Raw genomic sequence first — 16,641 nt, forward strand, 5'->3', positions numbered from 1 at the left:
GCATGGGGCGGCGGCATACAAGCCGCAAACGCGCCATGTACCCAACCTTTTCACGCGCTTCTGAGCAGGCAGGTGTTCTAGGGGATGTGACGAGATGAAGGCACTGGAATGGGTCCGGCGCTCTTCGCGCGATCTCGAAGACCCTCGCTACATGCGCGTTCGCACCTGCAATGTCAAGCTGCATCGCAGCGAAGCCCGGCCGCTCGCGCCGGCACGCTTGATCCGTTCGGGTTGTCGCGCCAGTGTGATGGAGACCAATTCCTGGAGCGACGAACCATGTCCGATGCCGCGCGCAAGGCCGTGTTCACCACCCACGAAGTCCTCAACCAGCCGCCTCCCTTCGAGGACGTCAATCTCTTCGATGGCGACCTCGCGCTCGGCGAGGCGCTGAGGCGGGAAGGCGGCGACTGGGCCTGGGCCGAGGCCTCCCGCTTCGGTGCCCGCTGCGGCAGCGCCGAGACGCGTGAACTGGCGCGGCTCGCCAACCGGCATGAACCGGAACTCAAGCTCTTCGACCGTTTCGGCCACCGCATCGACGAGGTCGAGTTCCATCCCGCCTATCACCGGCTGATGCAGACGGGGATCGGCGCCGGCTGTTCGGCGCTGGCCTGGGATGCCGGCCGCGACGGCGCCCATGTCGCGCGGGCGGCGCGCTTCTATCTCCACAATCTCGCCGAGAACGGCACCGCCTGTCCGATCACCATGACGCATGCGGCGCTTCCGGCGCTCGAGAACCAGCCGGAGCTTGCCGCCGAATGGCGACCGGCGATCCTCTCCCGCGACTATGACCCGCGCTCCCTGCCGGTCGCCGAGAAGGCCGGCGCGACGATCGGCATGGCGATGACCGAGAAGCAGGGCGGTTCGGACGTGCGCGCCAATTCGACCCGGGCGGAGCGGGTGGCCGCCGGTGGTCCCGGCGGCGAGTATCTGCTGACCGGCCACAAGTGGTTCTGCTCGGCGCCGATGTGCGACGCCTTCCTGACACTCGCCCATACCGAGCAGGGGCTGTCCTGTTTCCTGGTGCCGCGCTGGCTGCCGGACGGCAACCGCAACCGATTCCTCATCCAGCGCCTCAAGGACAAGCTCGGCAACCGCTCCAACGCGTCGAGCGAGATCGAGTACGACCGGACCTGGTGCCGCATGATCGGCGAGGAGGGCCGCGGCGTCGCGACCATCATCAACATGGTCCATCATACCCGGCTCGACTGCATCATCGGGTCGGCCGCGATTATGCGCGGGGCGGTCGCAGAGGCGCTGCATCACACCGCCTACCGGAGCGCCTTCCAGCGTCACCTCATCGAACAGCCGCTGATGCGCAACGTGCTTGCCGACCTGGCGCTCGAGCAGGAGGCAGCGGTTCAGCTCTTCATGCGTCTCGCCCGCGCCTACGATCAAGGGACCGCGGCCGGGCCGGAGCGGCTGTTCGCTCGGATCGCCACCGCCGTCGGGAAATACTGGGTCTGCAAGCGGACCCCGGCGGTCGCCAACGAGGCGCTCGAATGCCTGGGCGGGGCCGGCTATGTCGAGGAGGGTCCGATGGCACGGCTCTACCGGGAAGCGCCGCTCAACGCGATCTGGGAAGGCTCGGGCAACGTGATCTGCCTCGACGTGCTGCGTGCGATCCAGCGCGAGCCGGAAAGCCTCGAGGTATTGCTCGGCGAGATCGCCTCTGCCGCGGGCGCCGACCGGCGCTTCGATGCGGCGCTTGCCGCACTGAAGGAAGAGTTCGCCGACCTGGCCGGCCTGGAAGGACGCGCCCGCCGGGTCGTCGAGAGGCTTGCCGTGACCCTGCAGGCATCGTTGCTGATCCGGAACGGCCCGCCGGCGGTTGCCGACGGGTTCGTCGCGTCGCGTCTTTCGGGTGATGGGGGGGCGCTGTTCGGGTCGCTCCCACCGGGCCTGGATATCGATGCGATCGTCGAGCGCGCCCGCCCGCAGGCGGTCGATTGAGACGCCTCGCGTCAGGCGACCGTCGGTCCCGTCCTGTCGGTCAGAGCGAGGTCGCCGCGCGCGCCGCCTGATCGTAGAGCCCGGAGAGTGCCCGGAGCCGGTCGGCGAGATCGCCGATCGATTCGTTCTCCAGCCCGATCGCGCTGAGCGAGGCGATCAGGCAGTTCTCGCGGATATCCCGGTAGCGCAGGCAAAGCTCCCGGCCGAGTTCCGAGGAGATGTAATAGACTTCCTTGCCGCTTCGCCGCCGGTCGACGAGGCCGGCCTTCACGAGCTTCTTCAGCGAGTAGGTGATCGTGTGGCTGTCCTCGATATGCAGCACGAAGCAGATGTCGTTCAGGCGCTTCTCCCGCTCCCGGTGGTTGACCGAGTGCAGGACGAGGATATCGAGGGAACTTAGTTCCTTGTTGCCCGACGCCTCCATGCAGCGTTGAACCCACCGCATGAAGGCGTTCGAGGCGACGATCAGTCCATACTCGAACTCGGACAGCTCCGCCGATTCCTCGGACATCAGATGCGCCGAGGACACGATCGGTTGCTTTCGGGCGCTGGCCGCTTTCTCAACACTCATGGGATGTCGTTCTCCCGTTATTCTCCCGACGGGGCGCCATAGCCGCCGCCTCCCGGCGTTTCTATCACAAAGACATCCCCTTCATTGACCCGTATTTCGGCGGTGGGGCCAAGTTCCTCCACCGTGCCGTCAACGCGGACGACGTAGTTCCGGCCGGCGCTGCCCGCCGCGCCGCCCTCCAGGCCGAACGGCGCCACGGTCCGGTGCGACGACAGGATCGCCGCCGTCATCGGCGCGCGGAAGAGGATCCGCCGCACCGTGCCGTCGCCGCCGCGATGGGCGCCATCACCGCCCGAGTTGCGGCGGATCCGGAAATCGTCGACCAGCACCGGGTAGCGCCATTCCAGGACCTCCGGATCGGTCAGCCGGGAGTTTGTCATGTGGCATTGCACGGCGCTGGCGCCCGGATGGTCGGGGCCGGCCCCGGTACCGCCGGCGATGGTCTCGTAATACTGGTAGGTCTCGTTGCCGAAGGTGAAGTTGTTCATCGTGCCCTGCGCCCCCGCCATCCGGCCGAGCGCGCCGTAAAGCGCGTTGGTCACCCATTGCGAGGTCTCGACATTGCCGGCGACGACCGCCGCCGGATAGCGCGGCTTCAGCATCGAGCCGTCCGGGACTACGAGGGTGAGCGGCTTCATGCAGCCTTCGTTGAGCGGGATGTCGTCGTCGACGAGGGTGCGGAAGACGTAGAGCACCGCGGCCCGGGTAATCGCCTCCGGCGCGTTCGTGTTGCCGGGACGCTGGTCGGAGGTCCCGGTGAAGTCGATGATCGCGCCGCGCGCCGCGTGATCGATGGTCACGGCGACGCGGATGACGCTGCCGTCGTCGACACGAAGCTCGAAGCGCCCGTCCCGCAGCCTGTCGATGACCCGGCGAACCTGCTCCTCCGCATTGTCCTGGACATGCTGCATGTAGGCCTGGACCGTGGCGAGGCCGAACTGGCGGATCATGCGTTGCAATTCGCGCATGCCCTTTTCGTTGGCGGCCACCTGGGCCTTCATGTCGGCGATGTTCTGGTCCGGGTTGCGGGCCGGGTAGCGCCCGCTCTTCAGCAGCTTCCGCATGCTTGCTTCCTGGAAGATTCCGGCCGCGACCAGGGTCAGGTTGTCGATCAGCACGCCCTCCTCCTCGACGCTGGTCGAGAGCGGCGGCATCGAGCCCGGCGTCGTGCCGCCGATATCGGCGTGATGGCCGCGGCTGGCGACATAGAAGAGCACGTTCTCCCGGCCGCGCGCCTCGGTTCCGGCGCCGAAGACCGGGGTGATCGCGGTGACGTCCGGCAGGTGCGTGCCGCCGGCATAGGGGGCGTTGGTGACAAAGACGTCACCCGGCCCCATCTCCGCGCCGTGCCGCTCGATGACCGCGTGCACGCTCTGGCTCATCGAGCCGAGATGGACCGGAACATGCGGCGCGTTGGCGACGAGCTGGCCGTCCCGGTCGAAGATGGCGCAGGAGAAGTCGAGCCGTTCCTTCACGTTGACCGAGTAGCTGGTGTTTTCCAGCGTCGAGCCCATTTGCTCGGCGATCGACATGAAGAGATTGTTGAAGATCTCGAGCATCACCGGGTCGACCTCGGTGCCGACTGCCATGTCGCGGCGAAGCGGGGTGACGCGGGTCAGCACGAGATCGCGGGTGGCCGTCATTTCCGCCGCCCAGCCGGGCTCGACCACGTTCGTGCCGGTCGCCTCGACGATCACCGCCGGGCCGGAGACGCGGGCCCTGGAGGGAAGCGTCTCCCGCCGATAGACCGGGGCGTCGTGATCGGCGCCGCCGGAATGGAAGCGGATCAGCGCCGCCGGCGCGACGTCGTCCTCGGGCTTCTCCCCGCCGATGACCGCGCCCTGCGGCCCTTCGTTGCCGCCGACGACCTCGACCGAGATCGCCTCGACGACCAGCTCGGTATCGGCAACGACGAAGCCGAAGCGCTGGCGATGGGCTTCCTCGAAATTCCGCCGGGTGCCGTCGGCGCCGTCGAAATCGACCAGCAGCGGCGCATCGGTGCCTTCATATTTGACATGCGCCTTGCGGAGCACGGTGAGCGACCCGGCCTCGACGCCCTGGTCGAGGATCTCGCGGCGGCCGTCTTCCTCGAGCGCTGTATAGGACGGCTCGAGGGCCGCCGCCAGGCCCTTGTCTAGGCGTTCCTCGACCGCCTGCTGGCGCATCGTCGAGAGATCGGCGAGACCCATGCCGTACGCCGACAGAACGCCGGCGAAGGGATGCAGGAAGATCCGCTTCATGCCGAGCGCGTCGGCGACCAGGCAGGCGTGCTGTCCGCCGGCGCCGCCGAAGCAGCAGAGCGTGTAGTCGGACACGTCGTAGCCGCGCTGGATCGAGATTTCCTTGATCGCGTTCGCCATATTCTCGACGCCGATGCGGAGGAAGCCCTCGGCGACCGCGCGCGGATCGCGGGTGTCGCCGGTCGTCTCGCGGATCTCCTCGGCCATGGCCGCGAACTTTGCCCGGACCGTTTCCAGGTCGAGCGGCTGGTCCGCGTCGGGGCCGAACACCTGCGGGAAGAAGGCCGGGTCAAGCTTGCCCAGCATGACGTTGCAGTCGGTCATGGTGAGCGGCCCGCCGCGCCGGTAGCAGGCGGGGCCGGGGTTGGCGCCGGCCGATTCCGGGCCGACCCGGTAGCGGCTTCCGTCAAAGCGCAGGATCGAGCCGCCGCCGGCTGCCACCGTGTGGATCTGCATCATCGGCGCCCGCATGCGGATGCCGGCGACCTCGGTTTCGAAGGCGCGCTCGTACTCGCCGTCATAATGGGACACGTCTGTCGAGGTGCCGCCCATGTCGAAGCCGATGATCTTCCCGAAGCCGGCCATCGCGGCCGTCTGAACCGCGCCGACGATGCCGCCGGCCGGCCCGGAGAGGATCGAATCCTTGCCCTGGAACAGCGAGGCATCGACGAGGCCGCCGTTTGATTGCATGAACATCAGCCGCGCCCCGCCGAGTTCGCTCGCAACCCGGTCCACGTAGCGCCGCAGGATCGGCGAGGTATAGGCGTCCACCACGGTGGTGTCGCCGCGGCTGACGAGCTTCATCAGCGGGCTGGTCCCGTGGCTCGTCGAGACCCGGGCAAAGCCGATTTCCTCGGCGATCGCGGCCACCTGGCGCTCGTGCTCCGGGTAGCGATAGCCATGGATGAAGACAATGGCGACGGCCGGAATGCCGTCCTCGTGCGCCTCACGCAGGACCTTTCGCGCCGCGTCGAGATCGACGGGAACGAGCTCCTCGCCTTCGCTGCTCATCCGGCCGCCGACCTCGGCGACCCGCTCGTAGAGCATTTCGGGCAGCAGGATATGCCGGTCGAAGATGCGCGGCCGGTGCTGGTAGCCGATCCGGAGCGAATCGCGGAAGCCCGGCGTGGTCAGCAGCAGGGTCCGTTCGCCCTTGCGTTCGAGCAGGGCGTTGGTGGCGACGGTCGTACCCATCTTCACCGCCTCGATCCGCTCGGCCGGGATCGCCGCGGCGCCGTCCAGCCCGAGCAGCTCGCGGATCCCCTGGAGCGCCGAATCCCGGTAGCGCTCGGGATTCTCGCTCAACAGCTTGTGGGTCACCAGGACCCCGTCCGGACGCTTGGCGACGATATCCGTGAAGGTCCCGCCACGGTCGATCCAGAACTGCCATTTGCCATCGGATTTCAACGCCACCTGCTCGTTCATCGATCCCTCCGCCGTTTCTTGTGAGATAAACTGTCAATAAAGTGTTGTCAAATTAAGAACGTTATGTCAATAAAATGATATGGTGTGGAATCGAGTTGCGGGGCGGAGGCCTGCTTCCGGTTCCGAACGACAACCGCACCGGAGGGGGCGGCCGGGCACGAGATGCGAGGAGAAGCAGGGGTCCGGACGTCGAAACAGACCCGCTTGGCGGGCGTACAGGGAAAAGAGAGGAAACAAGAAATGCTGCGTGAAATGGTGACCGGCATCCTGACTGCCGGACTGATGACGGGTGCCGCGGCGGCTGCCAGCTGGGACATGCCGACCCCGTATCCGGACAACAACTTCCACACCATGAACATCAAGGAGTTTGCCGAGGACGTCGCGAAGGCGACCGATGGCGCGCTTGAGATCCGCGTGCACAGCGGCGGATCGCTGTTCAAGCATCCGGAGATCAAGAACGCGGTGCGGAGCGGGCAGGTCCCGATCGGCGAGTTCCTGCTGTCGCGCCTGTCCAACGAGAATGCCGTCTTCCAGGTCGATTCCGTGCCCTTCCTGGCGACCTCCTACGCCGACGGCCGGCGGCTCTGGGCGGCGTCGCGCGAGAAGATCGAGGCGCTTCTCGAGAAGCAGAACATGATGGTTCTGTTCGCGGTGCCGTGGCCGCCGCAGGGGCTTTATGCGAACAAGCCGATCGAGGCGCTGGACGATCTGAAGGGCGTCAAGTTCCGTGCCTACAACACCGCCACCGAGCGGCTGGCCCAGCTCGCCGGCGCGGTGCCGACGCAGGTCGAGGCGGCTGATGTTCCGCAGGCCTTCGCCACGGGCCAGGTCCAGGCGATGATCACCTCACCCTCGACGGGCGCCAATTCCAAGGCCTGGGACTTCCTCGACCATTACTACCAGACAGCGGCCTGGTTGCCGAAGAACGTCGTCGTCGTGAATACGCGGACCTTCCGCAAGCTCGACGAGGCGACCAGGCAGGCGGTGCTGGATGCGGCCGCGCGTGCCGAGGAACGCGGCTGGGCCGCCAGCGAGGCGGAAACCAACGCCAAGGAGGCCGAGCTCAAGGACAACGGCATCAAGGTCTCGCCGCCCAATGCCGCGCTCGCAGGCTCGCTTTCCGACATCGGCAAGTCGATGGTCGCGGAATGGAAGGAGACCGCAGGCGCCGATGGCGCGGCGATCCTGGCCAAATACGAGAACAAGTAGTCCGTCCATAACGCAGGCGAGGCGGCCGGCCCCGGGTGGCGGGCCGCCTCCGCCAGAACGAACGAGGAGGGGCAGCGGGGCGCCGGCCGAGCCGTCGTTCCAGCCGAACGGCTATGCGAACATTTCTCGATGCACTCTACAGGTTGAGCGGCGCCTTTGCCGCGCTCTGCCTGATCGCGATCTGCACCATCGTACTCCTGCAGGTCGGCGCCAACCTGATCGACGCCGTCGCGGCGGCGGTTACCGGGACGGCAATCGGTCTGGTCATTCCGTCCTACGCGGAATTCGCCGGGTTCTTCCTGGCGGCGGCGAGCTTCTTCGCGCTCGCCTACACGCTCAGGACCGGCGGCCATATCCGGGTCACCCTGTTCATCCAGAAAATGACGGGTCTGCCGCGCCGGATCGTCGAGATCTGGTGCACCGGCACCGGGGCGGCGATGGCCGGCTACCTGGCCTACTACCTGGTCCTGCTGGTGGTCGAATCGTGGGAATACAACGATCTTTCGACGGGCATGGTGGCGATCCCGATCTGGATCCCGCAACTGCCGATGGCCCTCGGGGTGATCGTGCTGACGATTTCGCTCACCGACGAATTCCTTCGTGTCCTCCGCGGCCTGCCGCCGAGCTACGAAGGCCTGGAATCGGGGGAGGGCTGAGCCATGTCGACGATTCTTCTCACGGTTCTCCTGATCGTCATCATGTTCGCCCTGCTGGCCAGCGGCCTCTGGGTGGCGCTGTCGCTGCTCGGCGTCGGCATGGTCGGCATGGTGTTCTTCACCGACGCGCCGACCGGCCAGATCATGGCAACGACGATCTGGGGGGCGAGCAACTCCTGGGCGCTTGCCGCGCTGCCGCTGTTCATCTGGATGGGCGAGATCCTGTTCCGCTCGCGATTGTCGGAAGAGCTGTTCTCAGGTCTCGCACCCTGGATGACCCGGCTGCCCGGCCGTCTCATGCATGTGAACATCATCGGCTGCGGGATCTTCGCGGCGGTCTCCGGCTCCTCGGCGGCGACGGCGGCGACGATCGGCAAGATGTCGATCCCCGAACTCAACAAGCGTGGTTACGCGGAGCGGATGATCATCGGCACGCTGGCCGGCTCCGGGACCCTCGGCTTGCTGATCCCGCCCTCGATCATCCTGATCGTCTACGGCGTTGCGACCGAGGAATCGATTGCCCGGCTGTTCGTCGCGGGTGTGCTGCCGGGAATCATGCTCGTGGTCTTCTTCATGGGCTATGTCGGCATATGGTCCCTGCTCAACCCGACCCAGGTGCCGCGCGAACGTTCCGACCTCGGCCTGATGCAGAAGATCTACTCGGCCCGGAACCTGATCCCGGTCGTGCTGCTCATTGCCGGCGTGATCGGCTCGATCTATGTCGGCATTGCCTCGCCGACCGACGCCGCGGCCATCGGCGTGGCAATCGCGCTCCTGTTGTCGTGGGTGTCGGGAACGCTCTCCTGGAAGACCTTCGTCGAGGGCCTGATGGGGGCGACGCGGACCTCCTGCATGATCGCGATGATTCTCGCAGGCGCCGCTTTCCTGACGGTCGCGATGGGCTTCACCGGGATTCCCCGGCTGCTCGCCGAATGGATCGGCTCGCTCGGTCTAACGCCTTACGAGTTGCTCGCCGCGCTGACCGTGTTCTTCGTCGTGCTCGGGTGCTTCCTTGACGGCATTTCGGTCGTGGTGCTGACCGTCGCGGTCATCCTGCCGCTCGTCGAGCAGGCCGGAATCGACCTGATCTGGTTCGGCATCTACATCGTCATCGTGGTCGAGATGTCGCAGATCACTCCGCCGGTGGGCTTCAACCTGTTTGTCCTGCAGGCGCTGACCGGCAAGAACATCCTCTATGTGGCGCGTGCGGCCCTGCCGTTCTTCCTGCTGCTCGTTCTCGCGGTCGTCATGGTGGTTGCCTTCCCCGAGATCGTGACCTTCCTCCCCAGCCAGCTGGACGCGTCCTAGCGGGCTGCCCACTTGCGGATCGGCGGACCTTCAATTGTGCCATTCGGTGCCTGACGGCGGTCCACCCCTTTCTGTCCGCACCGTCCGGGTATAGGATTTGATCCTCATACCCGGACGGGCCTTTTTTCCCCCAGTTATCGAGGCAGGGGCAATGGATGATCGCCGAACGACGGCTTCGGCAGCAGCGCGCCGCATACTGGCCTGGCTGCTGGTGGCCTTGGGCGTGGTCGTCCTGCCCGGACTTTCCGCGGCCCAGGATCTGCGATTCTTCCAGATCGGAACCGGCTCGACCGGCGGCACCTATTTCCCGATTGGCTCGCTGATTGCCGGCGCCATCAGCAACCCGCCCGGCAGCAGGGCCTGCGACGACGGCGGTTCCTGCGGCGTCCCGGGCCTGATCGCGACGGCGCTGACGACCCAGGGTTCGGTCGCCAACCTGCGGGCAGTAGCGAGCGGTCGGCTGGAGTCCGGCCTTGCCCAGTCGGACATCGTGCATTCTATCTTTGACGGCGGCGCCGCGAAGGTGGCGGACGACCAGCCGCTCGACGACATCCGGGTGATCGCCAATCTCTATCCCGAGAGCGTTCACGTCGTCGTTCGCGAGCAGCCGGACCTGATCGCGATCGGCGATCTTCGCGGCCGCCGGGTCTCGCTCGACCGGCCGGGGTCGGGCACGCGAATCAATGCCCGCAACATTCTCGACATCTACGGGCTCGGCGGCGACGCGGTGCAGGAATTTGCCGTGTCGCCGGAAAAGGCCGCGGACATGCTGCTGGCCGGCGAGCTTGACGCCTTCATCTTCGTTGCCGGCTATCCGACCCCGGTGGTGACCGAGCTTGCCGATCTCGGCGCAATCCGGCTGCTGCCGATCGAGGGCGACAAGGCGGCCGAGCTGCTCGCCCGCTATCGCTTCCTATCGCCGGATCACATTCCCCGGAACGCCTATCCGCTGCTGCCCGACGTGCCGACCGTTGCGGTGGTGACGCAATGGGTGGTCTCGAAGGATCTCGACGAGGCGCTTGTCTATGATGTCCTGACCGCGCTGTTCCATCCGAGCAACCGGGCGCTTCTCGATTCCGGGCATCCGAAGGGGCGGCAGATCCGCGTCGATTCGGCCGTGCCGGCCGAGGGGCCGCCGCTCCATCCCGGCGCGCGCCGCTTCTACCAGGAGCGCGGACTGCTGAAATAGACGGCGTCGAAAATTCTGGCTGACAGCGGCGACCGCGTCTGAGAATCTGCGGTTGCATTCAGTCATCCCCCTGCATTTCGGGAGTCTCCCTTTCATGACTGCTTCGACGACCGGCGCCGCCGCGCCCAGGACCCTTCGCCAGTTGGCCGGCGCGCCGAACGACCCGCCGGCCCTCGCCGATGCCGCGCTGGTGCTGATCGACTGCCAGAACGAATATGTCGACGGCCGTCTCGCGCTGCCGGGCGTCGCGCCGGCGCTGGCAGAGGTCGAGAAACTCCTCGCCGTCGCCCGGGCGGCCGCCATGCCGATCTTCCACATCGCCCATCGCGGCCAGCCCGGCGGGCTGTTCGACCGGGGCGGCGCCGGCGGCGCCATCGCTGATGCCGCGGCCCCGGCGGGAAACGAGACGGTGATCGAGAAAGGGTTGCCGAACGCCTTTGCCGGAACGTCCCTGCAGGCTGCGCTCCAGGCAAGCGGCCGCAAGCAGATCGTGGTCGCCGGCTTCATGACCCACATGTGCGTAAGCTCGACGGTGCGTGCGGCGCTCGACCTCGGATACGGCTCGACGGTCGTTGCCCGGGGCTGCGCGACGCGGGACCTGCCGGCGCCCGACGGCGGTGTGGTCGGGGCGGCCGAACTGCACCGGGCCAGCCTTGCCGCGCTCTCCGATCGCTTTGCGCTGATCGTCGCCGATTCCGGCGCCTGGCAGGGCTGATCCCCCGACGACCATTTCCCGAGAGAGGCGAATTGCCGCGGCGCGGTGATTGCCGTATTTTGTTGCGGATCGACAACGAATTCTCCCGGAGGTTCTGGTGGTTCCCCATGTCGCGACCGACGCGCCCGAAGGCGCCGTTCCGCTCAGGCTCGTCGCGGCGAACGAACTCGAAAGTTGGCTCGCCGGCCGGACGGCGGCCGAACGGCAATGGCTTTCCCGTCATGGGTTCGCCGCCAAGAGCGGGGAGTGGCTGGCGCTGCCCGGCGCCGACGGCGCTGTTGCCGAGATCGTCGCAGGGGTCGAGAGGCCGCTCGATGTCTGGTCTATCGCCGGCCTTCCGGGGGTCCTGCCGGCCGGTGCCTACCGGCTGGCCGATTCGCCCGGGGCGGAGAGCGCCACGGCGCTGGCCACCGGCTGGGCGCTCGGCACCTACGAATTCACTCGCTACAAGACGGGCCGAGGCTCGTTCCCGACCCTGATCGCGCCGGAAGGCACGGATCTCGCCGAGGTCTCGCGGGTCCGCGAGGCGGTTTTCCTTGCCCGCGACCTGATCAACATGCCGAGCGAGGACCTGGGGCCGGCGGAACTCGCTGCCGTGGCCCTCGACTTGGCGGGGCAGTTCGGCGCCGAATCGGAGGTCATCGTCGGCGACGATCTGCTCGTCCGGAATTTCCCGATGGTCCATGCGGTCGGCCGCGCCGCGACGGGGGCGCCGCGCCTGATCGATATCCGCTGGGGCGACCCGACGGCACCCCGGATCACCCTGGTCGGCAAGGGTGTCTGCTTCGATTCCGGCGGCCTCGACCTGAAAACGGCCGAAGGCATGCGCTGGATGAAGAAGGACATGGGCGGCGCCGCGGCGATGCTGGGCCTTGCCCGCATGGTGATGGATGCCGGGCTGCCGGTCCGCCTCCGCCTGCTGGTGCCCGCGGTCGAGAATGCGGTCGCCGGCAACGCCTTCCGTCCCGGCGACATCCTGCGCAGCCGGCTCGGCAAGACCGTCGAGATCGGCAACACCGACGCCGAGGGGCGGCTGATCTTGGCCGACGCGCTCGCCTACGGGGCGGAGGAGCAGCCCGAGCTGATGATCGACGCGGCGACGCTGACCGGTGCCGCCCGTGTCGCCGTCGGGCTCGAGCTCGGCGCGACCTTCACCGACGACGACGATCTTTGGCAGGCCCTCGAGCGTCATGCCCGGGCCGAGCGCGATCCGCTCTGGCGGATGCCGCTCTGGCAGCCCTACCGGAAATCGATGGAGAGCCGGATCGCCGATATCGACAATGTCGGGACCAGCCGCTACGGCGGCGCCATCACCGCGGCGCTGTTCCTCCAGGAATTCACCGGCGGGGCGAAAAGCTGGGTCCATTTCGATATCATGGGCTTCAACATGACGCCCCGGCCCGGCCGCCCGGTCGGCGGCGAGGCATTCGCCATCCGCGCGCTCTATCGTCTGCTTGCCGAGCGCTTCCCGAAACCCTGACCCCGGCGCGGAAGGAGGCCCACGATCTCAGGCGAAACAAGCACCCGCATCCTGCTGAACATGTGGCGCGAGGCCCTTGTCGACAGTGTCCGCGGGGCGACGCCGGACCTCTCGGCCCGGCAGCTCGCGATCATGCTGACGGTTTATCTGGAGCCGCCGCCGCACACCGTGCGGGGACTCGCGGCCGAGCTGCAAATCTCCAAGCCGGCGGTGACCCGTGCCCTCGACACGCTCAGCCAGTCCGGCCTGATCCGGCGCAAGCGCGACGAGGAGGACAAGCGTTCAGTGCTCGTCATGCGGACCATCAAGGGCTCGGTCTTCCTGACCGATTTCGCGAGCCAGATAGAGAAGGCCGCGAAACGCGCGTTCAGCGCGCCGGCGGCGGTCGAGTAGACCGCCGACCGCTAGACCCGCCCGGCGGTCCCGCCGAGGATCTCCGTGGCGAAGCTGTCGGTCGCCTTGTCGGCGGGAAAGAAGCTTTCGATCCTGAGTTCCTGCATCGTCACGTCCTGCGGGGTGCCGAAGGTGGTGATCGTCGTGAACCAGGAATGCCGCGCCTCGCCGCGCACGAAGGTGAGCGGCAGCAGCGGCAGTATCGGCTTGTCGGGAACCGCTTCCAGCCAGTCGGCCGGCGGCAAGTCGTCGCCCAGGATCTCGCGAAGCGCCTCGTGTGCATTGCCGGCGCCGAGTTCGGCAAGGTCGCGCTGGGCACGGACCAGCATGGCGCGGGCGGCGGTTTCCCAGTTCTCGACCCGCTGACGCAGGCCCCGGGGGGCGAACAGCAGCCTGAGCACGTTCGCCGGCCGACCGTCCTCGCCGACGGCAAGGCCGAGCCAGCCGATCAGCAGCGCCGCCGCCTGGTTGGTCATCACGATGTCGAAGCGGTGGTCGACGACCAGCGCCGGCCAGGGCTCATGCTTGGCGAGCAGCCGTTCCAGCATGTCGCGAACCATGGCGAACTCGTCCGCGGAGAGTGCTGTCTCGCGGTAACGGGCGGCGAAGCCCGCCGACGCCATCAGGTCGTTCTGATAGCGTAACGGAACAGCCAGCGTTTCCGCCAGCCGGAGCACCATGCCACGGCTGGGATTGGCCCGGCCGGTCTCCAGGAAGCTCAGGTGCCGGGTCGAGATCCCGGCCGCCATGGCGAGGTCCATCTGGCTGAGGCCCTTGCCCTTGCGCCAGCGCCGAAGCGCCGCGCCGAAGGGCGTCGCATCGCCTGACGTGTCGTCGTGGGACATCGCGTTCTCCCCGTCTTGCCGCAATCGACCCGGAGTCTAGGCGAACCGGGTAGGGTGCGCGATTACCCCGGAGGGAATGGCAGGACCGCTTTCGCGATCAGTAGCCACGCGCCAGGTCGACGCGGTTGAGCAGCGGCTCGCCGGCCTGGTCCCGGCGGATATTCTCGGCGACCTGGTCGGCGATGGTGCGCGGATCGGAAATGCTCGCGACATGCGGCGTGACGACGATCTTCGGATGGCGCCAGAAGTCGTGATCGGCGGGCAGGGGCTCGGTCCGGAAGACGTCGAGCACGGCGCCGGCGAGATGGCCGCTGTCCAGCGCGCGAATCAGGTCACCCTCGACCAGGTGGCCGCCGCGCGCCGCGTTGATCACATAGGCGCCTTCCGGCAATTTCGCGAACAGCCGGCCGTCGAGCATGTCCCCGGTCTCGGGTGTCAGGGGCAGCAGGCAGACGAGAATGTCGGTGCGCGCGAGGAAGGCGTCGAGTTCAGCTTCGCCGGCGAAGCATTCGACGCCCGGAACCGCGTGCCGCGAGCGCCGCCAGCCGGCGACCGGGAAGCCGATCTGGACGAGCTTGCTGGCCGCATCCTCTCCGAGCACGCCGAGGCCCATGATCCCGACCCGCCGTTCGCCCGCCGTCGGCGTATAGCATTCCGCCCAGACCGTTTCCCGCTGCTGGCGGTCGTATTCGCGCTGGCGGCGATGGCAGGCGAGAACCTGCTGGACGACATACTCGGTCATCCGCTGGGTCAGGTTGGGATCGACGACGCGGGTCAGCGGCACCGACTTCGGCAGCGCCGGGTCGCAGAGGATATGGTCGACGCCGGCGCCGAGGGAGAAGATCGCGCGCAGCCTGTCGCAGCGCGCCAGCAGCCCCGGTTTCGGCTTCCAGACGAGCGCATAGTCGATTTCCGAGGGATCGCCGATCTCCGGGTAGCGGCGCAGTTCGAGATCCGGAATCCGCTTGGTCAGCTCTGCCCGCCACCAGTCGGCGCGATCGGCTGTACTCGTGAACATCATCTTCATCGTCAGGTCCTCACGACCCCGCCCGAGGTCGCCTCCAGTTCGAATGCCGCCCGCATCAGCGCCCGGGTGTAGCCGCTTTCCGGCGCGTCGAAGATCTGCGCGGCGGGGCCCTGCTCGACCACCCGGCCGTCCTTCATGACGATGACGTGGTTGGCGAGCGCGCGGACGACCCTGAGATCGTGGCTGATGAACAGATAGGCCAGCCGGTGGCGGCGCTGCAAGTCGCGGAGCAGGTCGACGATCTGTGCCTGCACCGACATGTCCAGCGCCGAGGTCGGTTCGTCCAGCACCAGGAAGCGCGGCTTCAGGACCAGCGCCCGGGCGATCGCGATCCGCTGCCGCTGGCCGCCGGAAAACTCGTGCGGGTAGCGGTCCTGGGCGCTGCCGGGAATGCCGACCTCGTCGAGCGCCGCGGCGATCAGCGCCCGCCGCTCCGCGGCATTGCCGCCGAGCTTGTGGACGAGCAGGCCTTCCTCGACGATCTGGCCGACCGAGAGCCGCGGGCTCAGGCTGGAATAGGGGTCCTGGAAGACGATCTGCATTTCCGCCCGCAGCGGCCGGAGCTGGTTCCAGTTGAGGCCCTGCAGCGCCGTCTCGCCGAATCGGATCTCGCCTTCGGAGCGGGTCAGCCGGAGCAGGCCCAGGCCGAGCGTCGTCTTGCCCGAACCCGATTCGCCGACCACGCCGACGGTCTCGCCCTCGCGCACGGTCAGGCTGATGTCGTCGACGGCGCGGACATGGTCGACGGTGCGTTTCAGCAGGCCACGCTTGATTGGGAACCAAACCTTGATATTGCGGACATCCATAACCGTCGGCGATGTCGGGTCGCTGTGCGGCGGCGTGCCGGTCGGCTCGGCCGCCAGCAGCATCTGCGTATAGGGATGCTCGGGATGATCGAAGACCCGCGCGGTCTCGCCGCTCTCGACGATCTCGCCGTCGGTCATCACCGCGACCCGGCCAGCCATCTTGCGGACGATGCCGAGATCGTGGGTGATCAGCAGCATCGCCATGCCGAGCGTTTTCTGCAGCGATTTCAGCAGTTCCAGGATCTGCGCCTGCACGGTGACGTCGAGGGCCGTGGTCGGCTCGTCGGCGATCAGCAGGTCGGGCTCGTTGGCAAGCGCCATGGCGATCATCACGCGCTGGCGCTGGCCGCCGGAAAGCTGGTGCGGGAAGGCGTCAAGACGCTTCTCCACGTCGCCGAGGCCGACGAGCGTCAGCAGTTCGACGATCCGCGCCCGCGCCGCCCCCTTGCCCATCCGCCGATGCAGGGTCAGCATCTCGCCGATCTGCTGCTCGACCGTGTGCAGGGGGTTGAGCGAGGTCATCGGCTCCTGGAAGATCATCGAGACGCGCGCGCCGCGCACCGAGTGCATCACCGCCTCGGACGCGCCGATCATCTCCTGCCCGTCGACCCGGATCGAACCCTTCGGGTGCGAGGCCATGGGATAGGGCAGGAGCTGCAGGATCGAGAGCGCGGAGACCGACTTTCCGGAGCCGGATTCGCCGACCAGCGCCATCGTCTCGCCGCGCTCGATCGAGAAGGAGACGCCCTTGACCGCCCGCACCTCGCCCGATTCCGAGCGGAAGGAAACCGCGAGATCCTCGACGTCGAGAAAGGCCATGTTCTACG

The 16,641-nt window shown here is 67.4% G+C and carries 13 protein-coding genes; 8 read left to right on the top strand and 5 right to left on the bottom strand.

The features are described from left to right. Positions 1–276: 276 nt before the first annotated feature. Entirely contained in the window at positions 277–1,950 is a 1,674-nt protein-coding gene (locus OCH7691_RS03435) for an isovaleryl-CoA dehydrogenase (protein ID WP_085882004.1), read from the top strand. Positions 1,951–1,990: 40 nt separating this feature from the next. Here the strand turns inward: OCH7691_RS03435 and OCH7691_RS03440 are convergent, their stop codons facing one another. Both OCH7691_RS03440 and OCH7691_RS03445 read right to left on the bottom strand, forming a co-directional pair. Then, entirely contained in the window at positions 1,991–2,521 is a 531-nt protein-coding gene (locus OCH7691_RS03440; RefSeq protein WP_085882005.1) for a winged helix DNA-binding protein, read from the bottom strand. Positions 2,522–2,538: 17 nt separating this feature from the next. Continuing rightward, on the bottom strand, positions 2,539–6,186 hold the full coding sequence (locus OCH7691_RS03445) for a hydantoinase B/oxoprolinase family protein (protein ID WP_085882006.1): 3,648 nt from the start codon (positions 6,184–6,186) through the stop codon (positions 2,539–2,541). A gap of 240 nt (positions 6,187–6,426) precedes the next feature. Between OCH7691_RS03445 and OCH7691_RS03450 the strand changes: the two genes are divergently transcribed. The 7 genes from OCH7691_RS03450 (at position 6,427) to OCH7691_RS03480 (ending at position 13,136) form a co-directional block, all read left to right on the top strand. Further along, a complete protein-coding gene (locus tag OCH7691_RS03450) occupies positions 6,427–7,395 on the top strand; it encodes a TRAP transporter substrate-binding protein (protein ID WP_085882007.1) in 969 nt (322 codons plus the stop codon). 113 nt (positions 7,396–7,508) lie between these two features. Then, complete coding sequence (locus OCH7691_RS03455; RefSeq protein ID WP_085882008.1) at positions 7,509–8,051, top strand: TRAP transporter small permease; 543 nt, start codon at positions 7,509–7,511, stop codon at positions 8,049–8,051. Between the two features lie 3 nt (positions 8,052–8,054). After that, complete coding sequence (locus OCH7691_RS03460; protein ID WP_085882009.1) at positions 8,055–9,359, top strand: TRAP transporter large permease; 1,305 nt, start codon at positions 8,055–8,057, stop codon at positions 9,357–9,359. A 151-nt stretch (positions 9,360–9,510) separates the two neighbouring features. Continuing rightward, entirely contained in the window at positions 9,511–10,548 is a 1,038-nt protein-coding gene (locus OCH7691_RS03465) for a TAXI family TRAP transporter solute-binding subunit (RefSeq protein ID WP_085882010.1), read from the top strand. Positions 10,549–10,642: 94 nt separating this feature from the next. Next, positions 10,643–11,263: a cysteine hydrolase family protein gene (locus tag OCH7691_RS03470; RefSeq protein WP_085883474.1), complete on the top strand. Its 621-nt coding sequence runs from the start codon at positions 10,643–10,645 to the stop codon at positions 11,261–11,263. 97 nt (positions 11,264–11,360) lie between these two features. Then, a complete protein-coding gene (locus OCH7691_RS03475; RefSeq protein ID WP_139839500.1) occupies positions 11,361–12,743 on the top strand; it encodes a leucyl aminopeptidase family protein in 1,383 nt (460 codons plus the stop codon). A gap of 60 nt (positions 12,744–12,803) precedes the next feature. Next, positions 12,804–13,136 carry a MarR family transcriptional regulator gene (locus tag OCH7691_RS03480; RefSeq protein WP_085882011.1) on the top strand — a complete coding sequence of 111 codons (333 nt, stop codon included), beginning with the start codon at positions 12,804–12,806 and terminating at the stop codon, positions 13,134–13,136. Between the two features lie 11 nt (positions 13,137–13,147). Here OCH7691_RS03480 and OCH7691_RS03485 read toward each other — a convergent pair whose 3' ends face one another. The 3 genes from OCH7691_RS03485 to OCH7691_RS03495 form a co-directional block, all read right to left on the bottom strand. Further along, positions 13,148–13,981 carry a helix-turn-helix domain-containing protein gene (locus tag OCH7691_RS03485; protein WP_085882012.1) on the bottom strand — a complete coding sequence of 278 codons (834 nt, stop codon included), beginning with the start codon at positions 13,979–13,981 and terminating at the stop codon, positions 13,148–13,150. A 97-nt stretch (positions 13,982–14,078) separates the two neighbouring features. Further along, positions 14,079–15,008: a 2-hydroxyacid dehydrogenase gene (locus OCH7691_RS03490; RefSeq protein WP_085882013.1), complete on the bottom strand. Its 930-nt coding sequence runs from the start codon at positions 15,006–15,008 to the stop codon at positions 14,079–14,081. A 2-nt stretch (positions 15,009–15,010) separates the two neighbouring features. After that, on the bottom strand, positions 15,011–16,633 hold the full coding sequence (locus OCH7691_RS03495; protein ID WP_085882014.1) for an ABC transporter ATP-binding protein: 1,623 nt from the start codon (positions 16,631–16,633) through the stop codon (positions 15,011–15,013). Positions 16,634–16,641 lie beyond the last annotated feature (8 nt).

The sequence above is a fragment of the Oceanibacterium hippocampi genome (assembly GCF_900172325.1).
Lineage (GTDB): Bacteria > Pseudomonadota > Alphaproteobacteria > Sneathiellales > Sneathiellaceae > Oceanibacterium > Oceanibacterium hippocampi.

Bases quoted from the DNA above. Each gene is read 5' to 3' on its own strand.
- OCH7691_RS03435 (WP_085882004.1), top strand. From the start codon at position 277: ATGTCCGATGCCGCGCGCAAGGCCGTGTTCACCACCCACGAAGTCCTC.
- OCH7691_RS03440 (WP_085882005.1), bottom strand. From the start codon at position 2,521: ATGAGTGTTGAGAAAGCGGCCAGCGCCCGAAAGCAACCGATCGTGTCC.
- OCH7691_RS03445 (WP_085882006.1), bottom strand. From the start codon at position 6,186: ATGAACGAGCAGGTGGCGTTGAAATCCGATGGCAAATGGCAGTTCTGG.
- OCH7691_RS03450 (WP_085882007.1), top strand. From the start codon at position 6,427: ATGCTGCGTGAAATGGTGACCGGCATCCTGACTGCCGGACTGATGACG.
- OCH7691_RS03455 (WP_085882008.1), top strand. From the start codon at position 7,509: ATGCGAACATTTCTCGATGCACTCTACAGGTTGAGCGGCGCCTTTGCC.
- OCH7691_RS03460 (WP_085882009.1), top strand. From the start codon at position 8,055: ATGTCGACGATTCTTCTCACGGTTCTCCTGATCGTCATCATGTTCGCC.
- OCH7691_RS03465 (WP_085882010.1), top strand. From the start codon at position 9,511: ATGGATGATCGCCGAACGACGGCTTCGGCAGCAGCGCGCCGCATACTG.
- OCH7691_RS03470 (WP_085883474.1), top strand. From the start codon at position 10,643: ATGACTGCTTCGACGACCGGCGCCGCCGCGCCCAGGACCCTTCGCCAG.
- OCH7691_RS03480 (WP_085882011.1), top strand. From the start codon at position 12,804: ATGTGGCGCGAGGCCCTTGTCGACAGTGTCCGCGGGGCGACGCCGGAC.
- OCH7691_RS03485 (WP_085882012.1), bottom strand. From the start codon at position 13,981: ATGTCCCACGACGACACGTCAGGCGATGCGACGCCCTTCGGCGCGGCG.
- OCH7691_RS03490 (WP_085882013.1), bottom strand. From the start codon at position 15,008: ATGAAGATGATGTTCACGAGTACAGCCGATCGCGCCGACTGGTGGCGG.
- OCH7691_RS03495 (WP_085882014.1), bottom strand. From the start codon at position 16,633: ATGGCCTTTCTCGACGTCGAGGATCTCGCGGTTTCCTTCCGCTCGGAA.